Origin of the sequence: Streptomyces sp. 3214.6, from assembly GCF_900129855.1 — a bacterium.
GTDB lineage: Bacteria > Actinomycetota > Actinomycetes > Streptomycetales > Streptomycetaceae > Streptomyces > Streptomyces soliscabiei.
On the sequence record NZ_LT670819.1, the window covers coordinates 4,564,512 to 4,586,661 of the forward strand.

Here is a 22,150-nt window from a genome sequence, read left to right on the forward strand (position 1 = left end):
TGTCCGGTCAACCCCTTCTTCGCAGGTCAGCCATATAAACTGGGTTTTCCGGTCCGGATTTCCAGGTGCGGGGGGAAGTAAGGGGTGGAGGCCTTGAGTCCCGACTCGGGGGCGCGTACAGCCTTCGCGGAACGACTCGCGCTGCTGTACAAGGAGGCCGGCAACCCTCCCCTCAAGCGCGTGTCCGAGGCGGTCGTCCGGCTGCGGCGGGTCGATGAACGGGGGCGGCCCGTACGGGTGTCCGCCCAGCGGATCAGCGACTGGCGACGGGCCAGAAACGTTCCCGCGCAGTTCGCCGCCCTCGCCGCGGTGCTGCACGTCCTGATACCCGACGCGCGCCGTTCGCGGCCCACGCCGGTGTCCCCCGGTCTGTACGACCTCGCCCAGTGGCAGCGGCTGTGGGAGCGGGCGGTGGCCGATCCGGTCGTCGGCGAGGTCCCCGTCGCCTCCACGCTGAAGCAGGAGGCACGGCCTGCGTCCGAAGGGGCCGGCGTCCCCGGCGGCGTGTGCCCGTACCGGGGGCTCGCCTCGTACCGCGAGGAGGACGCCCGCTGGTTCTTCGGCCGGGAGCGGAGCACGGACGCGCTCGTCGCCCAGCTCCGCGCGGTGGAGCGGACGGGTGGCCTGGTCATGCTGGTCGGCGCCTCCGGGGCGGGAAAGTCCTCGCTGCTCAGCGCCGGTCTGGTGCCCGCGCTGCAGAACGGCGCGATGGGCGAGGCGCCGGGCGAGCAGAGCGGCACGGCGAAGGTCCTGCAGCTCGTGCCCGGCGCGGACCCCCTCGCCGAGCTGACCCGCCACATCCCCGAACTCGCCTCCGTCGTCGCCGGGGAGCCCGCCCCCGACAGCCCGCGTTTCGCCCGCGCAGTACGGAAGGCCGTCACCGCGTGGGCCGCCGACGACACCCCGTCGCCCCCGACCCCGGCCTCTCCCGCGTCTCCGGCCTCTCCCGCGTCTCCGGCCCCGCCCTCGACCTCGCCGTCCCCCTCCCCCGCCCGCCCCGTCATCATCGTCGACCAGTTCGAAGAGGCCTTCACCCTCTGTTCCGACGACACTGTCCGCCGGCTCTTCATCCAGCTCCTGCACGCGGCCTGCACCCCCGTCGACAGCGGCACGGCGGAGGAAGCCGCCGATCCGCCCCCCGTCCTCGTCGTCCTCGGGATTCGCGCCGACTTCTATGAGCAGTGCCTCAGTCATCCCGAGCTCTCCGATGCCCTCCAGCACCGGCACATGGTGCTCGGGCCGTTGAGCACTCCGGAGTTGCGGGAGGCGGTGGTCGGGCCGGCCAGGGCGGTGGGGCTGGAGCTCGAACCGGGGCTGGCGGAGCTGATCATCCGTGAGGTGACCGTCGACGGTCCGCGCGGAGCGCACGCCGGCGTGCTCCCCCTGCTCTCGCACGCCCTGCTCGCCACCTGGCAGCGCCGCAAGGCGGGTCGGCTGACGCTGGCCGGCTATCGCGCGGCGGGCGGGATCCAGGGCGCGGTGGCGGCGACCGCCGAACGCGCCTGGTCCGGGCTCGACCCCGCCGCGCGCGCCGCGGCGCGGCTGCTCCTGCTGCGGCTGGTGCGGCTCGGGGAGGACACCCAGGCCACCCGGCGGCGGGGCACGCGCCGCCAGTTGGCGGCGGAGTCGACCGATCCCGGCAAGACGGAGGAGTCGCTCGAAGCTCTGGTGCGGGCCCGTCTGGTGACGCTGGACGCGGAGACCGTCGAGATCACCCACGAGGCGCTGCTGCACGCCTGGCCCCGGCTGCGGGACTGGATCGACGAGGACCGCAGCGACCATCTGCTGCGGCAGCGGCTGGAGGAGGACGGCAGGGCCTGGGAGGGCTCCAACCGTGACTCGGCGCTGCTCTACCGGGGTTCCCGGCTGGAGCAGGCCCGCAGTTGGGCGAAGTCGGCCGGCAACACGTTCCTGACCCGCAGCGCGGTGGAGTTCCTGGCGGCGTCGGTCCGGCTGCGCCGGCGCACGGTGTGGATCCTCCGGGGCGCGGTGTCGGCGCTGGTGGTGCTGGCGATCCTCGCCGTCGGCGCGGCCTTCGTCGCGTGGCAGCAGCGCAACGACGCCGTGTTCGAGCAGGTGGTCGCGGAGGCCGACCGGGTCCAGTACACGGATCCGTCGCTGTCCGCGCAGCTCGACCTGGTGGCGCACGACCTGCGGCCGGACGACGAGGGCACGAGAAACCGTCTGATCTCGATCGTGAACGCGCCGCTGGCCACGCCGCTTCTCGGCCACACCGGCGCCGTCTATCTCACCTCGTTCAGCCCGGACGGCAAGGTCCTGGCCACCGCCGGCTACGACCGGACGGTCCGGCTGTGGAACGTGAACGACCGCTCGCACCCGAGGCCGCTGGGCAAGCCGCTCACCGGGCACACGAGTTGGGTGAGCAGCGCGGTCTTCAGCCCCGACGGCCGCACCCTCGCCAGCGCCGGGGACGACGGCACCGTCCGCCTGTGGGACGTCCGTGACCCCGCGCGCCCGCGCGCGCTCGGGGCGCCCCTGACCGGCCGCACCGGCACGATCTATCTGCTCGCATTCAGTCCGGACGGGCGGACGCTGGCCTCGGCCGACGAGGATCACACCGTACGGCTGTGGGACGTGACCGACCGGGACCGGGTCCGGCTGCTCGGCGCTCCGCTGACCGGGCACACGGCGGCCGTGCGTTCCGTGGCGTTCAGCCCCGACGGCCGGCTCCTCGCGGCGGGCGGCGACGACAACTCGATCCGACTGTGGGACACGGCCGATCCGCGTCGGCCCGAGCCGCTCGCCGAGGTCCTCACCGGGCACACCGACACCGTCCACTCGCTCGCCTTCAGCCCTGACGGCGACACCCTCGCCAGCGGCAGCGCGGACGACACGATCCGGCTGTGGAACGTCGCCGACCCGCGTCGTACGACCCAGCTCGGTTCGCCGCTCACCGGCCACACCGGTCCCGTCTGGTCGGTTGCCTTCAGCCCCGACGGCAGGACCCTCGCCGCCGGCAGCGCGGACAGCACGGCCAGCCTGTGGAACGTCAGCGACCCCGCCTACCCGTCGCAGGTCGGCGAGCCGCTCGCGGGAGGCAGCGGCGAGATGTACGCCGTGGGTTTCAGTCCCGACGGCAGGACCCTCGCCACGGGCAGCGGCGACAGCAAGGTGCGGCTGTGGTCGGTGCCGACGTCGGACATGGTGGGCCGCAGCGGTGCGTTCCGCCCGGACGGGCAGGTGCTGGCCACCGCCGCGCGCGACGGGCGGATCCGGCTGTGGAACGTGCGGGTTCCCGGCCGGCCCGTGGCGATGGGAGAGCCGTTCATGCCGGGGGACGGCGACCAGCGCATGCTGACGTTCTCGCCCGACGGCCGCACGCTCGCCGTGCTGAACGGAAACCGGCGGCTGTATCTGTGGAACGTCACCGACCCGACCCGGCCCGTCCCCTACGGCAAGCCCCTCACCCTGCGGACCCGCTTCACGGGTTCCGACACGCTGACGTACAGCCCGGACGGGCGCACGCTGGCGACGCCCTACGACGACCGCACCATCCAGCTGTGGGACGTCGCCGACCCGTCCCGTGCCGTCAAGCTCGGCGCACCGCTCACCGGCCACAAGGGCTACATCAACAGCCTGGTCTTCAGCCCGGACAGCCGCACCCTCGCCAGCGGCAGCGCGGACGCCGCCATCCGGCTCTGGGACGTCACCGACCCCCGCCATGTCACCCCCCTCGGCGCACCGCTCATGGGGCACGGCGGACCCGTCAACGTCCTCGCCTACAGCCCGGACGGCCAAACGCTGGCCAGCGGCGGCGACGACGACATGGTCAGGCTGTGGGACGTCTCCGACCCGCTCGACGCGAGCGAGTCGAGCAGGCCCCTGACCGGTCACACCGAGGCGGTCGTGTCGCTCACGTTCAGCCAGGACGGCCACACCCTGGCGAGCGGCGGCAACGACAACACGGTCCGGCTGTGGAACGTGTCCGACCCGGACGGGGCCTCCCCCATCGGGCAGTCCATGAGCCCCAACGCCAAGACCGGCAACTTCCTGTCGTTCAGCCCGGGCAGCCACCTGCTCGGCGTCTCCAGCGGCGCCGACACCGTACGGCTGTGGAACCTGGACGTCGACGCGGCGATCAGCCGTATCTGCGCGACCACGCGGGGCGTGCTGACGGCTGACACGTGGCGCGAGTACCTGCCCAGGCTGTCGTACGACCCTCCGTGTGAGTCGTGATTGGGGGGATGAGTGAGGGATAAGCGACGGTTAAGTAAAGACCGCGATGTGACAGTGATCCCGATCACAACGGCAAGGCAGCTGAGAAGTCGGCTCCCGTCCGACCGGCTGCCTTGTTAGCCTTGGCCATAGCCCGGTCGCTGGTGCATCCCCCGTCGCCAGCGACCGGGCCTTTTCGCGCCCTGTGCCCTGGGATCACGGGCCGAACGGTCCGGGGCCCTTACTGTGGTGCCGTGCCCAAGGCCTACCGAGTGATCGCCGTCCGTGACAACGGCAGGCACCAGTGGGAGAAGGACCGGGCCCGCTGCCCGGAAAGCACCCGCGCCGCGACCGGAGTGACGGAACGCGACACCGGCCTCCCCTCCGAGGAACTGGTCTTCCACGCCGCGTACCGGCGGATCGAGGCGCCCGAACCACTCGCGGACGCGTTCGGCGTCCCGCCGGGCACCCCGCTCCTGGAGCGCTCCTACCGCACGCGCCGCGCCACCGAACACGCCCCACTCAGCCTCGTCACCTCCTACCTCGTGCACGCCATGGTCGCCGTCAACCCCGAACTCCTGGACGAGACCAGGGAGCCGTGGCCCGGCGGCACCCAGAGCCAACTGCACACCGTCGGCATCGAGGTGGACCGCGTCGAGGAACGCCTCACCGCCCGCCCGCCGACGCCGCAGGAGGCCCGGGACCTGGACCTGCCGCCGGGGACGCCGGTGATCCTGCTCCGCAAGACGTCGTACGCCGTCGACGGCCGCGTGGTGAACGTCTCCGACGTCACACTGCCCGCCGACCGCACCGAACTGCTGTTCACCACCCGACTGGAAAGGTGGTGAGTGCCGCCGTGAGCCGGCGCATCGTCATCGTGACCGCTGTCCACGCCCCGTCGGCCCGCTATCTGTCCGAGGCCTACGAGTCGCTGCGCGCACAGGAGTTGCCCACGGGGTGGACGTGGCAGTGGGTGATCCGCGAGGACGGCACGACGAACGAGGTCGCGCGCCATGTCCCCGTCGCCGACGCACGCGTGACCTTCCGGCAGGGACGCGCCGGCGGCCCCGGAGTCGCCCGCACGCTCGCGCTCGCGCACGCGGAGGGCGAGTACGTGAAGGTCCTCGACGCCGACGACCGGCTGGCGCCCGGCGCGCTCGCCCGCGACCTGGCCGCGCTGGAGGGCGACCCGGGCCTCGGCTGGGCGACCTCGCGCGTCCTCGACCTGTTCCCTGACGGCTCCACGGCCGGCTTCCCCGGGGATCCGGCCGAGGGGCCGATCGAGCGGGGGGCCGTCCTCGACCACTGGAAGGCCCACGACTTCCGCGCACAGGTACACCCCGCCAGCCTCTTCGCCCGCCGGGACCTGCTGACCGCCCTCGGCGGCTGGATGGCCCTGCCCGCCTCCGAGGACACCGGGCTGCTGCTGGCGCTCAACTCGGTGAGCCGCGGCTGGTTCACGGCGGAGGTCGGCCTGTACTACCGGAAGTGGGACGGCCAGGCCACGGGCCAGGCCTCGCACGTCGACCCCGTCGAACGGGCGGCACGCATGGCGGTCGTGGAGGCGAGGGCCCGGGCACTGGGGTCGTTCCGGTGGAGCTATCCGACGGCGCCGGCGTCGGCCCCGTCCGCCGCCGGCGGCTGACGGACGCTCACTCGACCGGCGCGCCGGCCACTGCCATCCAGTGGGCGACCCGCCGCAGTGTGCCCTCGTCGACCCGGTCGACCAGGGTCCGGACGGCCGTCACGTCGTCCGGGGTGAGGTCGTAGAGGCCCGCCTTGCTCAGGCCCGCCATGAGGACCTGATGCCGCCGGTCCTCCATACGTTCCGCGAGCTTGGCATGACCGGGGCGGGCAGCGCCGTCGGCCGGCGCCGGGGAGACGGCATCCGCCGGGGACTCCGATTCAGCCGGTGCAGCCGCCGGAGACGAGTCGAAACGCTGCCACTCACCGTCCTTCGGACCCCACAGGGCGACGGTCACCTCGTCGCCCCTGGCCCGTTTGACCTGGGTCATCTCGCCGATCGCGTACAGCACGGGCGTGCGGTCGGGGGACTCGGCGGCCTGTCGCCAGGACGCCGAGGACGGGTCGTAGAACATCGCCACCCAGCGGGGATCCCCCGGCGGCTGCGGGCTGCGGGAGGGACGGGTCGAACGGTCCGGGTCGGTCTCCATGGCGCTCACCCCTTCTGCGTCGGCACGTGCGACAGCACAGCAGACGGTATCTGACGGACCGTCAGCTCACCAGATCCGGAGACGCCGAGGTCCGGCCGGCTTCGGAAGATTCAGATGCCGTCGGCGCCGTCGCGGGTGAGCGCCGGTTCCCGGTGGTCGTTGCAGCGCGGGAGGGCGGCGCCGTCGGCCGCCGGGTACCGCTGATGGGCCTGGAGCGCGGCACTGACCAGCGTCATGAGCAGGTCGATGTCCGTCTCGCACTCCAGGTGGACGGTCACCCAGGGCGAGCCCGGCAGCAGCCGGATGGCCGTGGAATGTCTCAGGTCCCTCTCGAACCGCCGGATCGCCCTGGCGGTGAGGTGCAGGTCGACGCTCATGTCGGAATGGAAGTGCGCGATCTCGACACCGCCCGAGCGCAACGCCCAACCGGTGCCGCAGCTGGGCCGGTCCTCTGTGAGGTCCGGCCAGGTCGCCAGTCGTGTCAGGGCACGCGAGGCCGCCGTCATGCCCCCATCATGAGGCGATCACCGCCCGGCCACCAGGGGTTGAGGGGGGCGTAACCGGGATGTAGCGCAGGGTGGTTCGTCCCGTGCGGTGTCCGGTCAGTTGTTCCACGACTCGTCGTACGGGTCCCGTGGGGTCACGGTCGGTTTGGCGGCGGTCACCTTGATGAAGGGGATCGGGCCGTTGTTGACCGGGTCGTGGGTGATGCGGGGGGTGTAGGCGCCGGTGACGGTCAGCCAGGTGTCCGGCTGGAGGACCGGGGGGATGTCGCCGGTCAGGCCGACCTTGACCGGCTGGGCGTCGGCGGCGCAGCAGTTGAGGGCCATGCGCACCAGGTAGGGGGTGCCGGCGTGGTCCAGGGCGACGAAGCCGGTGAGCTGGACCTCGCGTCCGGTGAGGGTGCGGCCGTGGTCGTAGACGGCTCGGCCCGCGTAGTCGACGACGCTGAGCGGGAGCGGGTTCGTCGCCGCGAGGGCCGGATAGGCGAGGGGCTCCTGCAGGGCCGTGCCGGTGCGGGTCGCGCTGTACGAGCCCAGGGCCGGCGGGGCGACGAGGATCAGCGCCAGGAGGGGGAGGATCAGCAGCCAGGAGACGCGGGGTTCGGGGTGGGTGTGGGTCTCCGCGTCCTCCGCGCCCTCGACATCCCCGGCCCCCTTCTGCTGTTGCGTCGCTTGCTGGTGCTTCGCTTGCTGGTGCGTCGCTTGGTGCTTCGTCCTGCGGCGTTCGTACCAGGCCGTCGCCAGTGACGTCACGATCAGGACCACGCCGGACGCCAGCAGGAGCGGTTGCAGGCCCGCCTTGACGTAGCGCAGGTAGAGGTCGGTGGTGCCGGCGTGGAGGAGGGCCGCGCCGAGGAGGAAGAGGACGGCCGCCTGGGACTGTCGGTTCACAGCAGGATCCATCCCGTCAGGACCGCCGACGCGATGGCCAGCACGAACGTCGCCGGGGCGAAGCGCAGGGCGAAACCCCGGCCGAACGTGCCCGCCTGCATGGCGAACAGCTTGAGGTCGATCATCGGGCCGACCACCAGGAAGGCCAGTTTGGCCGTGAGGGAGAACTGGGTCAGGGACGCGGCGACGAACGCGTCCGCCTCCGAGCAGATCGAGAGGACCACCGCGAGAACGGCGAGCGTCAGGACCGCCAGCAGCGGGTTGTCCGCCGCCGTGCGCAGCCATTCCTGCGGGGCGACGGCCTTCAGGGTCGCCGCCGCCATCGCGCCCACGACCAGGAAGCCGCCCGCGTGCATCACGTCGTGGCGGACCGAGTCCCAGAACGCCGCGCCCTTCGTCTCCCCCTCGTGCGGCGCGTGGGTCGGCAGGCGCAGCCAGTCCGTGCGGCCCAGCCGCTGCCACAGCCAGCCCATCACGCACGCCACGAGCAGGCTGCCCACGAAACGGGCCAGCACCATCTCGGGGTTGCGGGGGAACGCCACGGCCGTCGCCGTCAGCACGATCGGGTTGATCGCCGGGGCGGAGAGGAGGAAGGCGAGGGCCGCGGCCGGGGTCACTCCCCGGCGGACCAGCGCGCCGGCCACCGGCACCGACGCGCACTCGCAGCCGGGCAGCACCGCGCCCGCGATCCCGGCGACCGGTACGGCGAGCGCGGGCCGGGAGGGGAGGGCGCGGGCGAAGAAGGAGGGGGGCACGTAGACGGCGATCGCCGCCGACAGCAGCACCCCCAGCACCAGGAACGGCAGCGCCTGGACCACGACGGCCACGAACACGGTCGTCCAGCTCTGCATCACCGGTGCGGACAGCGCGCGGCGGATGGGGCTCTGCAGCAGCACCATCAGGAGCAGCAACATGGTCAGGACGAGGGGGGAAGTGAGGCGCTTGGGCTCGTCCGGCGCGGGAGGGGTCTCCCGTCGGTCGTGGCGCGTGCCCTCCTCACGCGGAGCCGCCTTGGTGATGGCCACGGGTCGCGCACCTCCGGCTTCCGTGTTCGCCCTGCTGTTGTCGCTGTCGGTTTTCTGCATTCCCTCCCCTTTCATACGGGGGTTCCGCGCCGGTTGTTCACGTGTGTTCACGTCCGCCGTGGAACCTCCCGTCCTGGTGGGGCAGTCTTCTCCCTCGTGGGGAGCGTTCCGAATCAGGGTCAGCCGTCGCCGGGCTCCGCCGGCGCGCACATGGTGGTGTGCGGCGACGACGGTCTCGCACACCGGCTCGCCGCCGAACTGCGGGGCGTGTACGAGGAACAGGTCACGCTCGTCGTGCCGCCCGCCGAACGAACGGCACGGCCGCCGGTCGTCGGGCGGGCCCGCGCGGTGTCGGCGGCGCTGCTCGACCGTGTGGTGAGCGCGGCCGTCAACCGGGCCGCGGGCAACGGCACGCTCACCGCCGCCCCGGGTGAACCCGCTGACGGCCAGCGCACGTTGGAGGCCGTCGAGGCGACCGAGGCCGTGCTCGCCGAGGCGGGGGTGGACCGGGCCGCCGCGCTGGCGCTCGTGTACGACGACGACGAGACCAACATCCGCGCCGCCCTCACCGCCCGCCGGCTCAACCCCAGGTTGCGGCTCGTCCTGCGGCTGTACAACCGGCGGTTGGGCCAGCACATCGAGGAACTCCTGGACCAGGCAGCGGCGTTGGCGGCCGGGGGCGTACCGGGGGACGGCTCGGCGAGCGACGCCTCGACGACCGTCCTGTCCGACGCCGACACCGCCGCGCCCGCACTCGCCGCGACCGCCGTCGCCGGCACCACCAAGGTCGTCCAGACGAACGGGCTCCTGCTGCGGGCCGTGGAACGGCTGCCGACCGGGGCCGGTGAGGCCGACCCGCCGGGCCTGCCCACGCTCGCGCTGCTCTCCGCGAACAGCAACGACCCGGCCTTCGCGGACGGTTCCGACGCCAGCGGCGAGCAGGGGCCGCTGCTGCTGCCCGACGCGGCGACGGTGCGGGAGGCGGCCGCGGCCGGCAGGCGCGGGTCGGTCGTCCTGGAGCAGGTCGCGTACTCCGCCGGGCCCGCCGTGCAGTCCGGGCGGGGGGTCGGGGTGGTGGCGTCGTTCGCCTCACTGTTCTCGCGGCGGCTCAGGTGGTCGCTGGCGGGCCTGGTCGGGTGTGTGTTCGCGCTGGCGGTGGCACTGTGGCTGGCGACCGGGATCCATCCGCTGGGGGCGCTGTACCTGACGCTGCTGGACCTCTTCTCCATCAACGACCCGGCGATCGGCTCGACCACCGAGCGGCAGGTCCTCCAACTCCTCTCCGGACTGGTCGGGTTGCTGCTGCTGCCGGTGCTGCTGGCGGCGGTGCTGGAGGCGCTCGGCACGTTCCGCGGTGCGGGTGCGCTGCGCCGGCCGCCCCGGGGCCTCGGCGGCCACGTCGTACTCCTCGGACTCGGCAAGATCGGCACCCGCGTTCTGATCCGGCTGCGTGAGCTGAACATCCCCGTGGTGTGCGTCGAGGCGGGACCCGAGGCGCGCGGGCTCGCGGTGGCCCGCCGTCTGCGGGTGCCGGTCGTCCTGGGCGACGTCACCCAGGAGGGCGTCCTGGAGGCCGCGAAGATCCACCGCGCCCACGCCCTGCTCGCGGTCACCAGCTCCGACACCACGAACCTCGAAGCGGCCCTGTACGCCCGCTCGCTGCGCCCCGACCTCCGCGTCGTACTCCGCCTGTACGACGACGACTTCGCGACCGCCGTCTACCGCACCCTGCGCGCCGCGCACCCCCAGGCCCTGACCCGCAGCCGCAGCGTCTCCCACCTGTCGGCGCCGTCGTTCGCCGGGGCGATGATGGGCCGCCAGATCCTGGGCGCGATCCCGGTCGAACGCCGGGTGCTGCTGTTCGCCGCCCTGGAGGTCGGCGGCCACGCCCAACTGGAGGGCAAGACGGTCGGTCAGGCGTTCCGGCCGGGCTACTGGCGCGTCCTGGCCCTGGACACCGGCCGCGAAGGCCAGGGCGGCTCCGGCCTCCTCTGGGACCTCCCGGACACCCGCGTACTGCGCGGCGATGACCGAGTGATCCTCGCCGCCACCCGCCGAGGCCTGGCGGAACTACTGCGTCGACGGGGGCGGAGGGTCGCGGGGGCATAGGGCCCCCGCCCGGGCCTACGCCTCTCCGGCGAATGGATTGCCGTGCCCGGGAAGCCGCCCGCCTGGCGGCACATACCGCAGCCGCCCGTTCCGGTCGGTCACCGGCGTGAACCCGGCGGCCTGCAACCGGGCCGCGTACTTGGCTCTGTAACGTCGGCTGTAGGCGAGCATGACCGGCAGCAAGGCCATGAGCGCGGCCCAGACGATGCCGACGATGACGACGGCGGAGGTGTACGCACGGAGCTTGAAGCCGATGGCCCCGGCGAACGCGGTAAGGGCGAAAACCGCGATCGCCATCCGCAGCCTGTCGGTGAACTGACTGCCGAGGTCGACCACCATGCGGGCCCTGAGGAGCTCGATCGCGTCGGGCACGACGGGCGGCAGCGAGACCCCGTCACTCGCGTCCGGGTACCGCGCCCAGTTCCGCGCGGCACGCTCCTGGGCCTGCGGGCTGGGGTCGGGCACGATGAGCAGCGCGAACCTGTTGTCGCCGGTCTGCTGCAGGTCCGCGTACTCGTACCCGAACTGCTCGGCGATGAAGGCGAGTCGGCTGAGTCCCTTCATCGTCGTCATGGAGATGATGATCTGAACGGGCTCCCCGCTTGCCATCTTCCGCAGCATTTTCCGCGCATGCTTCTTACTCACCGGTGCCCCCCGTCACTCGCAGTCCAGGCAGTCTGCCACCAACGGCAACGGCAACGGCACCGTCATCGTCGCCGCGCGAAAACCAGTGGAACAGCGCCGCCCCGCCACCGGCAGTGACGACTGGAAATCCAGCGGTTCTGCTTCTGGTTCTGGTCAGACGTACTGCTCGACCCATGCCTGGCCGTCGGCCGCTGCGGTGGCGAGACGCATGGCACCTCGGGCAACGACCAGTTCCGTGGCGTGGATTCGGTCGACGCTGCAGACGTCCCACAACTCCGGTAAGGCGTGGGTGCGCGCCGTGGTCACGGCGGTGTCCCAGTAGCCCGCGTAGCCGAGGGTGCCACCAGCGATCCGGACCACGTCCGGGTTGAGGATGTTGACCAGCGAGGCGATGGCGAGGCCGAACGCCTCGCCCGCAGCGTTGACGATGCGCCGCGTTCGAGGATCACCAGCGGCAAGCGCGGCATGGATCTGTTCCGGCTGCTCACCGAGCGCGCGCACGATCGCAGCGCCGCCGGCGAGGTCGTCGAGCCGTTTGACGCCCTGTGGTGTCGGCACGGGCATGCTGCCGATCTCACCGGCCCATCCTCGCGAGCCGCGGACGACCCGTCCCTCGCACAGGTAGGCCGAGCCGACTGCCGTTCCACAGACGATCACCACAGCGGAGGAGGCCCTGGAGAGGCCGGAAGACTCCTGCGCGAGAGCGCCCCGGATGTCATTGACGAGCAACGCAGGGGTGCCGTCGATGTGGAGGCCCTCCCAGCCTGCGAGCTGGGGCAGCACGTCGGAGATCTTGACCTGACCCTTCTCGACCAGACCGGGCACGGCGATCCCCAGGGCTGTCGGCTTCAGGGAGTTGTCGGCGAGGAAGGCCCGGACGGCGGCCTCGACGTCCGCGGGCACGGCCGACGGCCCCGTGGCCAGGCGTCGAGCGATCGGCGCTTCAAGATCCTGCCCTTCCGCGAGCATGAGCAGCTTGGTACCACCGATGTCGACGCCTACTGCCGCGTGCCTCATCGCCACTTCCACCTCACGCCATGATCCCGAACAGAGACGCACCAAGAACGCTAGCGGAGACCGGCACCGCGAACGAGCTTCACCAGCAGCTCCGACTCCAGGAGATCTGGCAGCACGGTCTCCGCGCCGGCTTCACGAAGCGCGACCTCGTCGCTGCGTCCCGACGCCACGGCGATGACGCGCACACCGTTCGCGTGCGCGCCCTCCACGTCAGCCGGGGTATCACCGATCAGCACGGCGTCAACGGGTAAGGCGTCGGCTCGCTGGAGGGACATCCTCACGAGTTCTGCGCGCAGGTCGTTGTCCTCGCCATAGGCACCGAGATCCCACAAGATGTGCCGGTCGAGACCGAAGACCTGGAGCTTGATCTCGGCAACGGGGCGAACGTTCCCTGACACCACGGTCTGCTGGATGCCATAGACGGCGAGAAGGTCCAGGGCGGCGGCTGCGCCGGGCAGAGCGTGGCCCCGCTCGCGGAGATCCACTGCTTGCGCCAGATGCTCTTCCGTCAGGGCGGCAGCGAAGCGCTCGAAGTCACTGCGGTCGGTGGTCAAGCCGTGAAGTTTCGCGGTCTCCCGGAAGATGACGGGCTCGGTGATGCCGTCGATCTTTGCCTGCCGGCGCATGGCCGCGCCCAGCGTCCGTTGGAACGCCGCAGCCGAGAGCTCACGGCCCACACCGCGCGTATCGATCAGGGTGTGGTCGATGTCCCACAGGACCAGTCGCGCCATGACGCCTCCTCAACTTGCCGCTCTGTACCTGGGTGTTACGACGGGTCACTCGAACGTGTGCGGACCGGCACGCGGCAACGTGCTCCGTCCTACGCTGACGGTACGAGACCCGGGCGGGGGAAGGGGGCCGCAATGATGACCTCACCGAGGCTGCCTGTTGGCCAGATGGTCAGGTACTACCGGCGCAAGAACGGAGCCCGGACGCAAGCGGCCGTCGCCGGACTGTGCGGGATCACAGAACGCTATCTGCAGCAGATCGAGGCCGGACAGAAAGTACCCTCCGCAGACGTGCTCGCCCGCCTCGCGTCTGAACTCGGTGTGCCGCTGGCCGCGCTGCTCACCAGCGACCCCGTGGAGGATTCGGTCCTTCCCGTCACGGCTGCCCCGGGAGTCGTCAGCGCGCTGATGGGCTACGGCTTACCGGTCAGTTCGGCTCCGGCAAGTCCGGTACAGCTCCGGGAACGGGTAGAGCGGGCCTGGAGGTCCTGGCAGTCGTCGAAGGATCGGTTCACGGAAGCGGCGCGTGTCCTCCCGGAGCTGATCAGGGACGTCGAGCATGCCGTCCGCGCGCACCGCAGGGGAGACGACGTCGAGTCGCGGCGCGAAGTCCTGCGCGTTGCCGCTGACCTGTATGGGCTGCTCAGGTCGTATTGCCGCCGCGCAGCACGGCTGGACCTGTCGCTCATGGTCGCCGATCGCGCGATCAGAGCCGCCGAGGACGCGGACGACCCGCTACGCATCGCGGCGGCCCACTGGAACCTCGGTCACGTCCTGCTCTCACACGGGGAGTCCGCCGCCGTCGAAGAGGCCAAAAAGGTCGCCGTGCAGGCGATCGAGCAGCTCGGCCGGGCACAGGCGACTGAGGAAGCCAAGGCCGTCGAAGGGGCCCTTGAACTGGTGGCGGTGGTATCCGACGCGCGCCGCCGCCGCTGGTGGGATGCCCGTCAGCGGCTTGAGCAGCGGGCGGCTCCTCTCGCCCGGAGGGTTGGCGAGGGCAGCAACGTTCAATGGACCGTCTTCGGCCCGACGAACGTTCACCTGCATGCCATGAGCATCGAGATGCTGGCGGGCGAGGCATCCGAGGGGCTGCGCCTGGCCGACACAATCGATACGCGCGTACTGCCCAGCCTCGAGCGTCAGTTCACATTCGGCCTGGAACTGGCCAGGTGCTACGACCTGCGCAGGGAAGACGCGGCGGTCCTCGTGCACCTGCTGGACCTGGAAGAGACGGCACCCGAGGACCTGGCGCGCAGCCCCCTCGCCCGGGACATGATCCTCGGCCTCCAAAGGCGCGTCCGTCCCACCTTCCGCCGCCAGGTCGACGGCCTTGCCGAACGCCTCCAGCTCCTCTGACCCCGAACTCCTGGTTCACCCGAACTCTGGGTTCGGGTCGCGCCGTTGGTCCCGCCGTACCTTCGCTGCACACCGCAACGAAGGACGGACGACAGATGATCAACGATGCGGCACAGCTGCTGAGCGCGGCCGGAATGCGGCTCGCACCCGCCGGTGTCGAATGGGACGCCGTGAAGGTCGGTCGGCACCTCGCCGTCCGCGCCATCGAGCAGATCGCGACACCGGGGGCCGTCGCCGTGGACCCGGCTCCGTCCGAGCCGATGCTGTACTTCTTCGTCCCGCCGGGCAGCGCCGCCGACTGGGACGTCCCCGAGACCACGGCCCTCGGGCGCAACTCCCACGTGGTACTCCCGCCGAGTCACAAGGAGGAACCGCCCGGCCCGTACTGGCTCCTCGCGCAGCGACACGGGCTGACCCGGACCGCGATCCTGCGCCAGGCACTGGAGGCGGTCCGGTGAAGACGGTCGTGAACACCAGCGACGGCTCACCCATGCGCCTCTCGGCGATGCGCGAGACAGCGAATCTTCTCCTGGTCCCGGAGAGCCGCGCGCTCGTACAGGCCGTGTCCGGCGAGGAGTTGGCCACGGTCGCCGATACGGTACGCGGACACCTGGAACTTCTCATCCCCGAGGTCGAACGGGCGGCCAGGAAGCTGAACGAGGAGAGCATCCCCCGCTGCTGCGCGCTCGCCTGCGTCGGGGAGGCCCGCGGGAAGCTCCGCACCGGAGCGAGCCACAGACCCGGCGGAGTGTTCGAACACGTCCAGCGCCTGGCCCGCGTCCTGAACGCCCTGTGCGACCACTACGAGACGATCGGCGGCGAGCACGCGTGAGGACGACGGCCGACGGCACCGCCCAGACCCTGTCCGCAGAGTGCACGCTGGCCCGCACGCCAGGCTACGAGGACGTACACGCCGGGTACCGCCAGCTCAAGGACGTACCCCTGCCGCACTCGACGAAGGTACTGCTCGTGCACCGATGCCGCTGCTCGTGCCACCGGCAGCCAACGCCGAGGAACCCCGCGTGAGGGCCATCACCGGCCTGTTCGTGTACGTCGCAACGGTCACCGCCCCGGTCCTCGCCCTGGTGCTGGCGCGGGTGCCCTACTGACGCACTCGACGCGCACCCCACGCACACCCCCATGGCGGCCGCTCCAGCACAGGGCCGCACTTCCTGGGCCGTGTGAGGCGGTAGGGACGGCCGCCCCGGCGGTCAGCCCGGGGGCCGGAGGAGTCGGGTCGCCCCCGACGGCCCCCGGGCTGGTCGCTGGAAGCTGTCGGGAGTTGTGAACCCGGCGGTCGCTCGACGAACGGCTCGCCTACCCCAAGTGCCTCTTCGCGAACTCCAGTTCCAGCCTTACCTGCTTGATGCGTTCGTCGACCACCAGGGAGCCGTGGCCCGCGTCGTAGCGGTAGACCTCGTGGGTTGCTCCTCTGGCCTCCAGGCGCTTGACGTAGTTGTCGATCTGGCGGATGGGGCAGCGGGGGTCGTTCACGCCGGCCGAGATGTAGACGGGGGCTCGGACCTTGTCGACGTAGGTCAGGGGGGAGGAGGTCTCGAAGCGGTCGGGGACCTCTTCCGGGGTGCCGCCCAGCAGGGTGCGGTCCATCGCCTTCAGGGCCTCCATCTCGTCGTGGTAGGCCGTGACGTAGTCGGCGACGGGGACGGCGGCGATGCCCAGGGTCCAGGCGTCGGGCTGGACGCCGAGGCCGAGGAGGGTGAGGTAGCCGCCCCAGGAGCCGCCGGTGAGGATCAGGCGGGCGGGGTCGGACAGGCCGGACGAGACGGCCCATTCGCGGACGGCCTCGATGTCCTCCAGCTCGATGAGGCCGACCCGGTGCTTCAGGGCGTCCGTCCAGGCGCGGCCGTAGCCCGTGGAGCCGCGGTAGTTGACGCGGACGACCGCGTAGCCGTGGTCCACCCAGGCCGCCGGGCCCGCCGCGAAGGAGTCGCTGTCGTGCCAGGTCGGCCCGCCGTGGATGTCGAAGACGGTGGGGAGGGGGCCCGTGCCCGCCCCCCGCGGTCGCTGCACCAGGGCGTGGATACGGCCTCCCGGGCCCTCCACCCACACGTCCTCCACCGGGACCGAGCCGGGGGACTTCATGCCGGGCGGGTCCAGGACGACCCCGCCGGTCGTCGAGCGGACCGCCGGCGGCTGGGCCGCGGACGACCACAGGTACTCCACGCTGCCGTCCGGGCGGGCCGTCGCCCCGGACACCGTGCCCGCGGGGGTCGCCACCTTCACGAGCTCGCCGACGGCGAAGTCGTAGCGGAACAGTTCGCTGCGGGCCTCGAAGCTGTGCTCGATGAGCAGGCCCGAGCCGTCCGGGTACCACTCGGCGCTGACATCTCCCGGCAGGTCCAGGGCCAGGTCCTTCTCCGAGCCCGTCGCCACGTCCCAGACCAGCGGTTCCCAGCGGCCCCGCCGCTGGTGCCCGATCAACAGCCGGGTGTCGCCGTCGACCGGGGCGAAGCCCAGCACGTCCAGGCCCAGCTCCTCGGTGCCGCCCCGGGTGTCGTCCAGCTCGGCGACCGTCGAGCCGTCCGGGCGCAGCACCCGCAGCGCGGAGTGCATCGCGTCGCCGTGCTCGGTGTGCTCGATCGCGATCAGGCTGCCGTCGTGGGAGAGGTCGCCCACGCCGGCCGACTCCCGGTGGCGGTACAGCTCGAAGGGGGGCTCGCCGGCCCGAGCCACGTGGATCGTGGTCCCCTCCTCGTCCGTCGAGCGGCCGACGACCGCCGTACGGCCGTCCCTGCCCAGAGCCAGGCCCGCCGGGTAGGAGGGGTCCAGGCCCGGCGTCGCCAGTTCGTCCTCGCCGCCCGCGAACGGCTGGCGGCGCCAGACGCCGAACTCGTCGCCGTCCTTGTCGTCGAACCACCAGATCCATGCGCCGTCCGGGGAGAGCACTCCGTCCGTCGTGCCGTTGGGCCGGTTCGTCACCTGGCGCTGCTCGCCCGTGGAACGGTCCCAGGCGTACAACTCGTACGTCCCCGTCGCGTTCGACACGAACAGGGAGTGGTGCGGCGCGTCCTCCGCCCAGTCGGGCAGCGATACCCGGGGCGCCCGGAAGCGCTTCTCCCAGTCCGGCGTCTGCGGCGTCTTTTCGTCCCGCTCCGGTGCGGCGGACCCGTTGCTCTCAGTCATGACCCCATACTGCCCGTCCGCGCCGACAATCGGCCTCCCCGGCCCCCAGCCTGTGGATAACTTCGAACCAACCTCTCACACTTCCTGGCAGCTGCCGCCGGCAGTCCGCGGTCCGCAACCCCGCCAGCAGGTCTTCGGCACGTGCCCCGTACCGTGGAAGGCGTGTACCGGTTTCTGGTGACTCCCCGGTGGTGGGGGATCAACGTCTTCGTGCTGCTGGCCATCCCCTTCTGCGTGTTCATGGGGTCCTGGCAGCTGAGCCGGTTCGAGGCGCGGGTGGACGATCACCGTGACGCCAAGGCGCAGGCCCGCTCCGCCGAGACCGACGCCGCGCGGCCCCTGGCCGAGCTGCTGCCCGTGGACAAGGCGACGTCCGGCAAGCAGGCCACCGCCACCGGGCGCTACAGCACGCAGTTGCTGGTGCCCGACCGGGAGCTGGACGGGAAGAACGGCTACTACGTGCTGACCCTGCTGCGGACCGACGGCGGCAAGGCGCTGCCCGTCGTGCGCGGCTGGCTGCCCGGTGCCGCCGACGCCGCGAAGGCGCCGGCGCCGCCGGCCGGCCAGGTCACCGTCACCGGCGCGCTGCAGGCGTCCGAGCAGCCCGGCGACAACGGCGTGAGCGCCCGGGGCGGGCTGCCGGCCGGGCAGACCGCGGCGATCAGTGCGGCTTCGCTGGTCAACCTCGTGCCGGACGACCTGTACGACGCCTGGATCACCCTCTCCACCGCCGACCCGGGGATGACGGCGGTGCCCGCGAAGGCGGCCGCCGACACGGGGCTCGACCTGAAGGCGTTCCAGAACCTGGGCTACACCGGCGAGTGGTTCGTCTTCGCGGGGTTCGTGGTGTTCATGTGGTTCCGGCTGCTGCGCCGCGAGGTGGAGTTCGCCCGGGACGCGGAGCTCGGGATCGTGCCCGAGGAGCCCGCGGAGGCCGAGGTGGCCGAGGTGGCCGAGGTGGCCGAGAAGCCCGCCGGGTCAGCGGTTCACGAGGACACCAGCACGCCCGTGCGGTAGATCATCCCCGTACACGCGTTCGTCACCGTCGCCTTGGCGGTGGGCGAACCGCCCTCCGCCGTGTACGACACGATGACGCTGCCGTCGGCCGGGGTGCCGTCCTCGGGAAGCAGCTGGGCCGAGGTGCCGGACGTGGTGTCGCCGCTCGTGCCGGCCGGCTCGCTCGGGGTCGGCGACGGGGACGCCGTACCGCCGCCGCTGTCGCCGCCGCCGTTGCCGCCCGTGGTCGGACAGGTCGCGGCAGGCACCCAGGCGAACTTCACCTCGTAGGCGGAGCCGGGCGCGAGGACGTGCTCGGTGACGTAGAGGGAGGGGTCGGGAAGGCCGGCCGCCGCGTCGCCGGAGGTGTGCTCGACCACGGTGATCTTCGTGGCGTCGGCGGCGCCCTGCGCGGCGAACGTCATGGAGACCTTGCCGCCGACGGTGCAGGCGGCGGCTGAGGAGTTCGTGACGCGGAAGGTGCCGTAGACGATGCTGCCCGAGTCGGGGACGTTGACGACGGGGGTGCCGGCGGTGAGCTGGGACGGTCCGCAGACGGCCACGCTCGGCTGCGCCCCGGCGGTCGGGCCGGTGCCGCTGGAGGCGGTGCCGCCCGCGGACTCCTTGCCCTGGCCGGGGTCGGTGGCGCCGCCCTTGTCCTGCTCACCGGTCGCGCCGGAGGAGTCGCCGACCTTGCCCGAGGAGCCGCCGTCGGGGTTCTTGCCCTGATCCACGCCTCCCTGCGCCTGTGAGGCCTGGCCGGCGATGGAAGGGTTTGCGTCGGAGCTGCCCGCGTTCGAGACGTGCAGCACGGCCGGGACGGCGGTGCCGAGGAAGAGCGCCGCGGCCGCCATGCCGACGGCCGCCTGCCGCTTGCGGGCCCGGCGGACGGGGACGGCCCGTCGCAGGTGGTCCAGGGTGCCGTCGCGCGGCTCCATCTCCTGGACGGCGTCGTGCAGCATCCGGCGCAGTGCCAGCTCGTCCGAGTCGAGCCCTTCGAGGCCCTGGTCGTCGAGGTGGTGGTTCACGGTTGAGTTCCCAGCGTGCGATTGCTTCGGCTCTTGCTTGCCCGACGAGCCTGTCGAACGCGGCGAGTTCGACGAGGCCGTCGGCTCGTGCCACGCGAACGGCTCGTGGCGCTCGTGACGGTCGTGGCGCTCGTGACGGTCGTGGCTCTCGTGACGGTCGTGGCTCTCGTGACGGTCGTGGCCCTCGTGACGGTCGTGGCCCTCGTGACGGTCGTGGCCCTCGTGACGGTCGTGGCCCTCGTGACGGTCGTGGCCCTCGTGACGGTCGTGGCTCTCGTGGGGGCCCCGCCCTTCGGCTTCTCCGCTCACGCCGGAGCCTCCATGGCTATCCGCAGGGCGGCGATGCCGCGTGAGCCGTACGCCTTGACCGAGCCGAGGGAGATGCCGAGGGTCTCGGCGACCTGGGCCTCGGTCATGTCCGCGAAGTAGCGCAGCACGAGGACCTCGCGCTGGCGGCGCTGGAGGCCCTTCATCGCCTTGATGAGCGAGTCGCGCTCCAGCTGGTCGTAGGCGCCCTCCTCCGCGCTGGCCATGTCCGGCATCGGCTTGGAGAGCAGCTTCAGGCCGAGGATGCGGCGGCGCAGGGCGGAGCGGGAGAGGTTGACGACGGTCTGGCGGAGGTAGGCGAGGGTCTTCTCCGGGTCGCGGACGCGTTTGCGCGCGGAGTGGACGCGGATGAAGGCCTCCTGGACGACGTCCTCGCAGGAGGCGGTGTCGTCGAGGAGGAGGGCGGCGAGACCGAGCAGCGAGCGGTAGTGCGCCCGGTAGGTCTCGGTGAGGTGATCGACGGTGGTTCCGGCCGCCACGGCCTCTTCGACGCCGTCACGCTGACTGGGTATGCGGGCGGGCCGCGCTGCTGGCATGGGCGCGATCACCGGCATGCCGCCGGGCGCGCCGGGCATGCGGGGTCGCAGGACGGCGCGAGCCATCGGGAGTTCGAGTACCTCAGCCACGCCAGTTGGACACACGTCCCCCCGCGTAGGTTGTACGTGCCGGGCGTCACTTTTACGTCGGACGAGGCCACGCCTACCCGTCTCATGTGTCCCGCTCTTCCCTTGTATCCCATATGAACGGGCGTCCCCACGCCCGGATCACGGCGTCCCCACGCCGGGACCGCAAAGACGCTCCCCGCCCTGCGCGCGGTTGCACAGAACGGGGAGGAAGTCTTGGGACAATCTTCAAACGACAACGCTGTCCGATACAAGGGTTCCGAACCATCGACCCGCTCACACTTTCCCAAGGCTCTGGCCAGGGCTTTTGCCGACCGATCCGGAACAGCTCCTGACTCGCGAGTCAGCCCAGCTCCGCCGCCACCAGTTCCGCGATCTGCGCGGTGTTCAGGGCGGCTCCCTTGCGCAGGTTGTCCCCGCACACGAACAGTTCGAGCGCCGTCGGGTCGTCGAGGGCCCGCCGCACCCGGCCCACCCAGGTCGGGTCGGTGCCGACGACGTCGGCGGGTGTGGGGAACTCGCCGGCGGCAGGGTTGTCGAAGAGGACGACGCCGGGTGCCGTCGCGATGATCTCGCGGGCGCCGTCGACGGTGACCTCGCCCTGGAAGCGGGCGTGGACGGTGAGGGAGTGCGTGGTGACGACGGGGACGCGCACGCAGGTCACGGCCACCGGCAGCTTCGGCAGTCCGAGGATCTTGCGGGACTCGTCCCGCACCTTCATCTCCTCCGACGACCAGCCGTCCTCGCGCAACGAGCCCGCCCACGGGACGACGTTCAGCGCGACCGGCTCCGGGAACGGGCCGGTGTTGTCGCCGACGGCCCGCCGCACGTCCCCGGGGCTGGTCCCCAGCTCGGTGCCGGCGACCAGCGTCATCTGCTGCCGCAGCGTCTCCACCCCGGCCCGCCCGGCCCCGCTCACCGCCTGGTACGAGGACACCACCAACTCGCGCAGCCCGTACTCGGCGTGCAGCGCGCCCAGGGCGACGATCATCGACAGGGTCGTGCAGTTGGGGTTGGCGACGATGCCGCGCGGCCGGTTGCGCACCGTGTGCCCGTTGACCTCGGGGACGACCAGCGGCACGTCCGGGTCCATCCGGAAGGCGCCGGAGTTGTCCACCACGACCACGCCCTTGGCGGCGGCGATCGGCGCCCAGTGCGCGGCGACCTCGTCGGGGACGTCGAACATGGCGACGTCGACCCCGTCGAAGACCTCCTCCGACAGGGCCAGCACCTCGACCTCGGCGCCGCGCACGGCCAGCTTGCGGCCGGCCGAGCGCGGCGAGGCGACGAGTCTGATCTCGCCCCAGACGTCCGCCCGCTGGGACAGGATCTGGCGCATGACGGCGCCGACGACGCCGGTCGCCCCGACGAGCGCGAGCGTCGGCCGCCTGCGGGCGGACATCCCAGG

The 22,150-nt window shown here is 71.9% G+C and carries 19 protein-coding genes and 1 pseudogene; 9 read left to right on the plus strand and 11 right to left on the minus strand.

Features of this window, described 5'->3' with window-relative positions:
• Positions 1 to 84 precede the first annotated feature (84 nt).
• The 3 genes and pseudogenes from B5557_RS20500 to B5557_RS20510 all read left to right on the plus strand — a co-directional run bounded on the left by B5557_RS20500 (position 85) and on the right by B5557_RS20510 (position 5,821).
• A complete protein-coding gene (locus tag B5557_RS20500; RefSeq protein ID WP_079660841.1) occupies positions 85 to 4,197 on the plus strand; it encodes an nSTAND1 domain-containing NTPase in 4,113 nt (1,370 codons plus the stop codon).
• A gap of 248 nt (positions 4,198 to 4,445) precedes the next feature.
• A pseudogene (locus B5557_RS20505) lies at positions 4,446 to 5,024 on the plus strand (UTRA domain-containing protein); the annotation flags it as partial.
• Between the two features lie 8 nt (positions 5,025 to 5,032).
• Positions 5,033 to 5,821 (plus strand): glycosyltransferase family 2 protein, encoded by a 789-nt coding sequence (locus B5557_RS20510; protein WP_079664894.1) that lies wholly within the window; start codon positions 5,033 to 5,035, stop codon positions 5,819 to 5,821.
• A 7-nt stretch (positions 5,822 to 5,828) separates the two neighbouring features.
• Here the strand turns inward: B5557_RS20510 and B5557_RS20515 are convergent, their stop codons facing one another.
• The 4 genes from B5557_RS20515 to B5557_RS20530 all read right to left on the minus strand — a co-directional run bounded on the left by B5557_RS20515 (position 5,829) and on the right by B5557_RS20530 (position 8,769).
• Positions 5,829 to 6,350, minus strand: coding sequence for a hypothetical protein (locus B5557_RS20515; RefSeq protein ID WP_079660843.1), 522 nt, complete (start codon positions 6,348 to 6,350; stop codon positions 5,829 to 5,831).
• A gap of 110 nt (positions 6,351 to 6,460) precedes the next feature.
• A complete protein-coding gene (locus B5557_RS20520; protein ID WP_079660844.1) occupies positions 6,461 to 6,856 on the minus strand; it encodes a luciferase domain-containing protein in 396 nt (131 codons plus the stop codon).
• Between the two features lie 96 nt (positions 6,857 to 6,952).
• Positions 6,953 to 7,744, minus strand: coding sequence for a TIGR03943 family putative permease subunit (locus B5557_RS20525; protein WP_079660845.1), 792 nt, complete (start codon positions 7,742 to 7,744; stop codon positions 6,953 to 6,955).
• The gene (locus B5557_RS20530) at positions 7,741 to 8,769 is read right to left on the minus strand and encodes a permease (RefSeq protein ID WP_079664895.1); all 1,029 of its coding nucleotides are present in this window, start codon (positions 8,767 to 8,769) and stop codon (positions 7,741 to 7,743) included. Before B5557_RS20530 ends, B5557_RS20525 begins: the two co-directional genes overlap by 4 nt.
• A 210-nt stretch (positions 8,770 to 8,979) precedes the next feature.
• Between B5557_RS20530 and B5557_RS20535 the strand changes: the two genes are divergently transcribed.
• Positions 8,980 to 10,878 carry an NAD(P)-binding protein gene (locus tag B5557_RS20535; RefSeq protein WP_079664896.1) on the plus strand — a complete coding sequence of 633 codons (1,899 nt, stop codon included), beginning with the start codon at positions 8,980 to 8,982 and terminating at the stop codon, positions 10,876 to 10,878.
• A 15-nt stretch (positions 10,879 to 10,893) separates the two neighbouring features.
• Here B5557_RS20535 and B5557_RS20540 read toward each other — a convergent pair whose 3' ends face one another.
• From B5557_RS20540 to B5557_RS20550, 3 genes are all read right to left on the minus strand, one after another.
• The gene (locus tag B5557_RS20540; RefSeq protein ID WP_159424403.1) at positions 10,894 to 11,451 is read right to left on the minus strand and encodes a hypothetical protein; all 558 of its coding nucleotides are present in this window, start codon (positions 11,449 to 11,451) and stop codon (positions 10,894 to 10,896) included.
• A 225-nt stretch (positions 11,452 to 11,676) separates the two neighbouring features.
• Entirely contained in the window at positions 11,677 to 12,540 is an 864-nt protein-coding gene (locus B5557_RS20545; protein ID WP_079660847.1) for an ROK family protein, read from the minus strand.
• 50 nt (positions 12,541 to 12,590) lie between these two features.
• Positions 12,591 to 13,271 (minus strand): HAD family hydrolase, encoded by a 681-nt coding sequence (locus B5557_RS20550; RefSeq protein ID WP_079660848.1) that lies wholly within the window; start codon positions 13,269 to 13,271, stop codon positions 12,591 to 12,593.
• A gap of 165 nt (positions 13,272 to 13,436) precedes the next feature.
• Here B5557_RS20550 and B5557_RS20555 point away from each other — a divergent pair, with 165 nt between their 5' ends.
• The 4 genes from B5557_RS20555 (at position 13,437) to B5557_RS45730 (ending at position 15,733) form a co-directional block, all read left to right on the plus strand.
• Positions 13,437 to 14,624, plus strand: a complete 1,188-nt coding sequence (locus B5557_RS20555; protein ID WP_231976422.1) for a helix-turn-helix domain-containing protein — start codon at positions 13,437 to 13,439, stop codon at positions 14,622 to 14,624.
• A 95-nt stretch (positions 14,625 to 14,719) separates the two neighbouring features.
• Positions 14,720 to 15,082: a hypothetical protein gene (locus B5557_RS20560; protein WP_079660849.1), complete on the plus strand. Its 363-nt coding sequence runs from the start codon at positions 14,720 to 14,722 to the stop codon at positions 15,080 to 15,082.
• Positions 15,079 to 15,456, plus strand: coding sequence for a DUF6415 family natural product biosynthesis protein (locus tag B5557_RS20565; RefSeq protein WP_079660850.1), 378 nt, complete (start codon positions 15,079 to 15,081; stop codon positions 15,454 to 15,456). Before B5557_RS20560 ends, B5557_RS20565 begins: the two co-directional genes overlap by 4 nt.
• Before the next feature lie 145 nt (positions 15,457 to 15,601).
• Entirely contained in the window at positions 15,602 to 15,733 is a 132-nt protein-coding gene (locus B5557_RS45730) for a hypothetical protein (RefSeq protein WP_269460218.1), read from the plus strand.
• Between the two features lie 208 nt (positions 15,734 to 15,941).
• Here the strand turns inward: B5557_RS45730 and B5557_RS20575 are convergent, their stop codons facing one another.
• Positions 15,942 to 17,768, minus strand: a complete 1,827-nt coding sequence (locus tag B5557_RS20575; RefSeq protein ID WP_079660852.1) for a S9 family peptidase — start codon at positions 17,766 to 17,768, stop codon at positions 15,942 to 15,944.
• A 162-nt stretch (positions 17,769 to 17,930) separates the two neighbouring features.
• Between B5557_RS20575 and B5557_RS20580 the strand changes: the two genes are divergently transcribed.
• Positions 17,931 to 18,785 carry an SURF1 family protein gene (locus tag B5557_RS20580; protein ID WP_079660853.1) on the plus strand — a complete coding sequence of 285 codons (855 nt, stop codon included), beginning with the start codon at positions 17,931 to 17,933 and terminating at the stop codon, positions 18,783 to 18,785.
• On the opposite strand, the gene B5557_RS20585 is transcribed toward B5557_RS20580, so the two are convergent.
• The 3 genes from B5557_RS20585 to B5557_RS20595 all read right to left on the minus strand — a co-directional run bounded on the left by B5557_RS20585 (position 18,755) and on the right by B5557_RS20595 (position 22,144).
• Positions 18,755 to 20,101, minus strand: a complete 1,347-nt coding sequence (locus B5557_RS20585; protein ID WP_231976423.1) for a hypothetical protein — start codon at positions 20,099 to 20,101, stop codon at positions 18,755 to 18,757. The two genes, B5557_RS20580 and B5557_RS20585, sit on opposite strands and share 31 nt — an antisense overlap.
• Positions 20,098 to 20,673, minus strand: coding sequence for a SigE family RNA polymerase sigma factor (locus B5557_RS20590; protein WP_079664898.1), 576 nt, complete (start codon positions 20,671 to 20,673; stop codon positions 20,098 to 20,100). The genes B5557_RS20585 and B5557_RS20590 overlap by 4 nt, the downstream gene beginning before the upstream one ends.
• 412 nt (positions 20,674 to 21,085) lie before the next feature.
• On the minus strand, positions 21,086 to 22,144 hold the full coding sequence (locus B5557_RS20595) for an aspartate-semialdehyde dehydrogenase (protein WP_079660854.1): 1,059 nt from the start codon (positions 22,142 to 22,144) through the stop codon (positions 21,086 to 21,088).
• Positions 22,145 to 22,150: the final 6 nt, after the last annotated feature.

Bases quoted from the DNA above. Each gene is read 5' to 3' on its own strand.
- B5557_RS20515 (WP_079660843.1), bottom strand. From the start codon at position 6,350: ATGGAGACCGACCCGGACCGTTCGACCCGTCCCTCCCGCAGCCCGCAG.
- B5557_RS20520 (WP_079660844.1), bottom strand. From the start codon at position 6,856: ATGACGGCGGCCTCGCGTGCCCTGACACGACTGGCGACCTGGCCGGAC.
- B5557_RS20535 (WP_079664896.1), top strand. From the start codon at position 8,980: ATGGTGGTGTGCGGCGACGACGGTCTCGCACACCGGCTCGCCGCCGAA.
- B5557_RS20540 (WP_159424403.1), bottom strand. From the start codon at position 11,451: ATGACGACGATGAAGGGACTCAGCCGACTCGCCTTCATCGCCGAGCAG.
- B5557_RS20545 (WP_079660847.1), bottom strand. From the start codon at position 12,540: ATGAGGCACGCGGCAGTAGGCGTCGACATCGGTGGTACCAAGCTGCTC.
- B5557_RS20550 (WP_079660848.1), bottom strand. From the start codon at position 13,271: ATGGCGCGACTGGTCCTGTGGGACATCGACCACACCCTGATCGATACG.
- B5557_RS20555 (WP_231976422.1), top strand. From the start codon at position 13,437: ATGGTCAGGTACTACCGGCGCAAGAACGGAGCCCGGACGCAAGCGGCC.
- B5557_RS20560 (WP_079660849.1), top strand. From the start codon at position 14,720: ATGATCAACGATGCGGCACAGCTGCTGAGCGCGGCCGGAATGCGGCTC.
- B5557_RS45730 (WP_269460218.1), top strand. From the start codon at position 15,602: ATGCCGCTGCTCGTGCCACCGGCAGCCAACGCCGAGGAACCCCGCGTG.
- B5557_RS20575 (WP_079660852.1), bottom strand. From the start codon at position 17,768: ATGACTGAGAGCAACGGGTCCGCCGCACCGGAGCGGGACGAAAAGACG.
- B5557_RS20590 (WP_079664898.1), bottom strand. From the start codon at position 20,673: ATGCCGGTGATCGCGCCCATGCCAGCAGCGCGGCCCGCCCGCATACCC.
- B5557_RS20595 (WP_079660854.1), bottom strand. From the start codon at position 22,144: ATGTCCGCCCGCAGGCGGCCGACGCTCGCGCTCGTCGGGGCGACCGGC.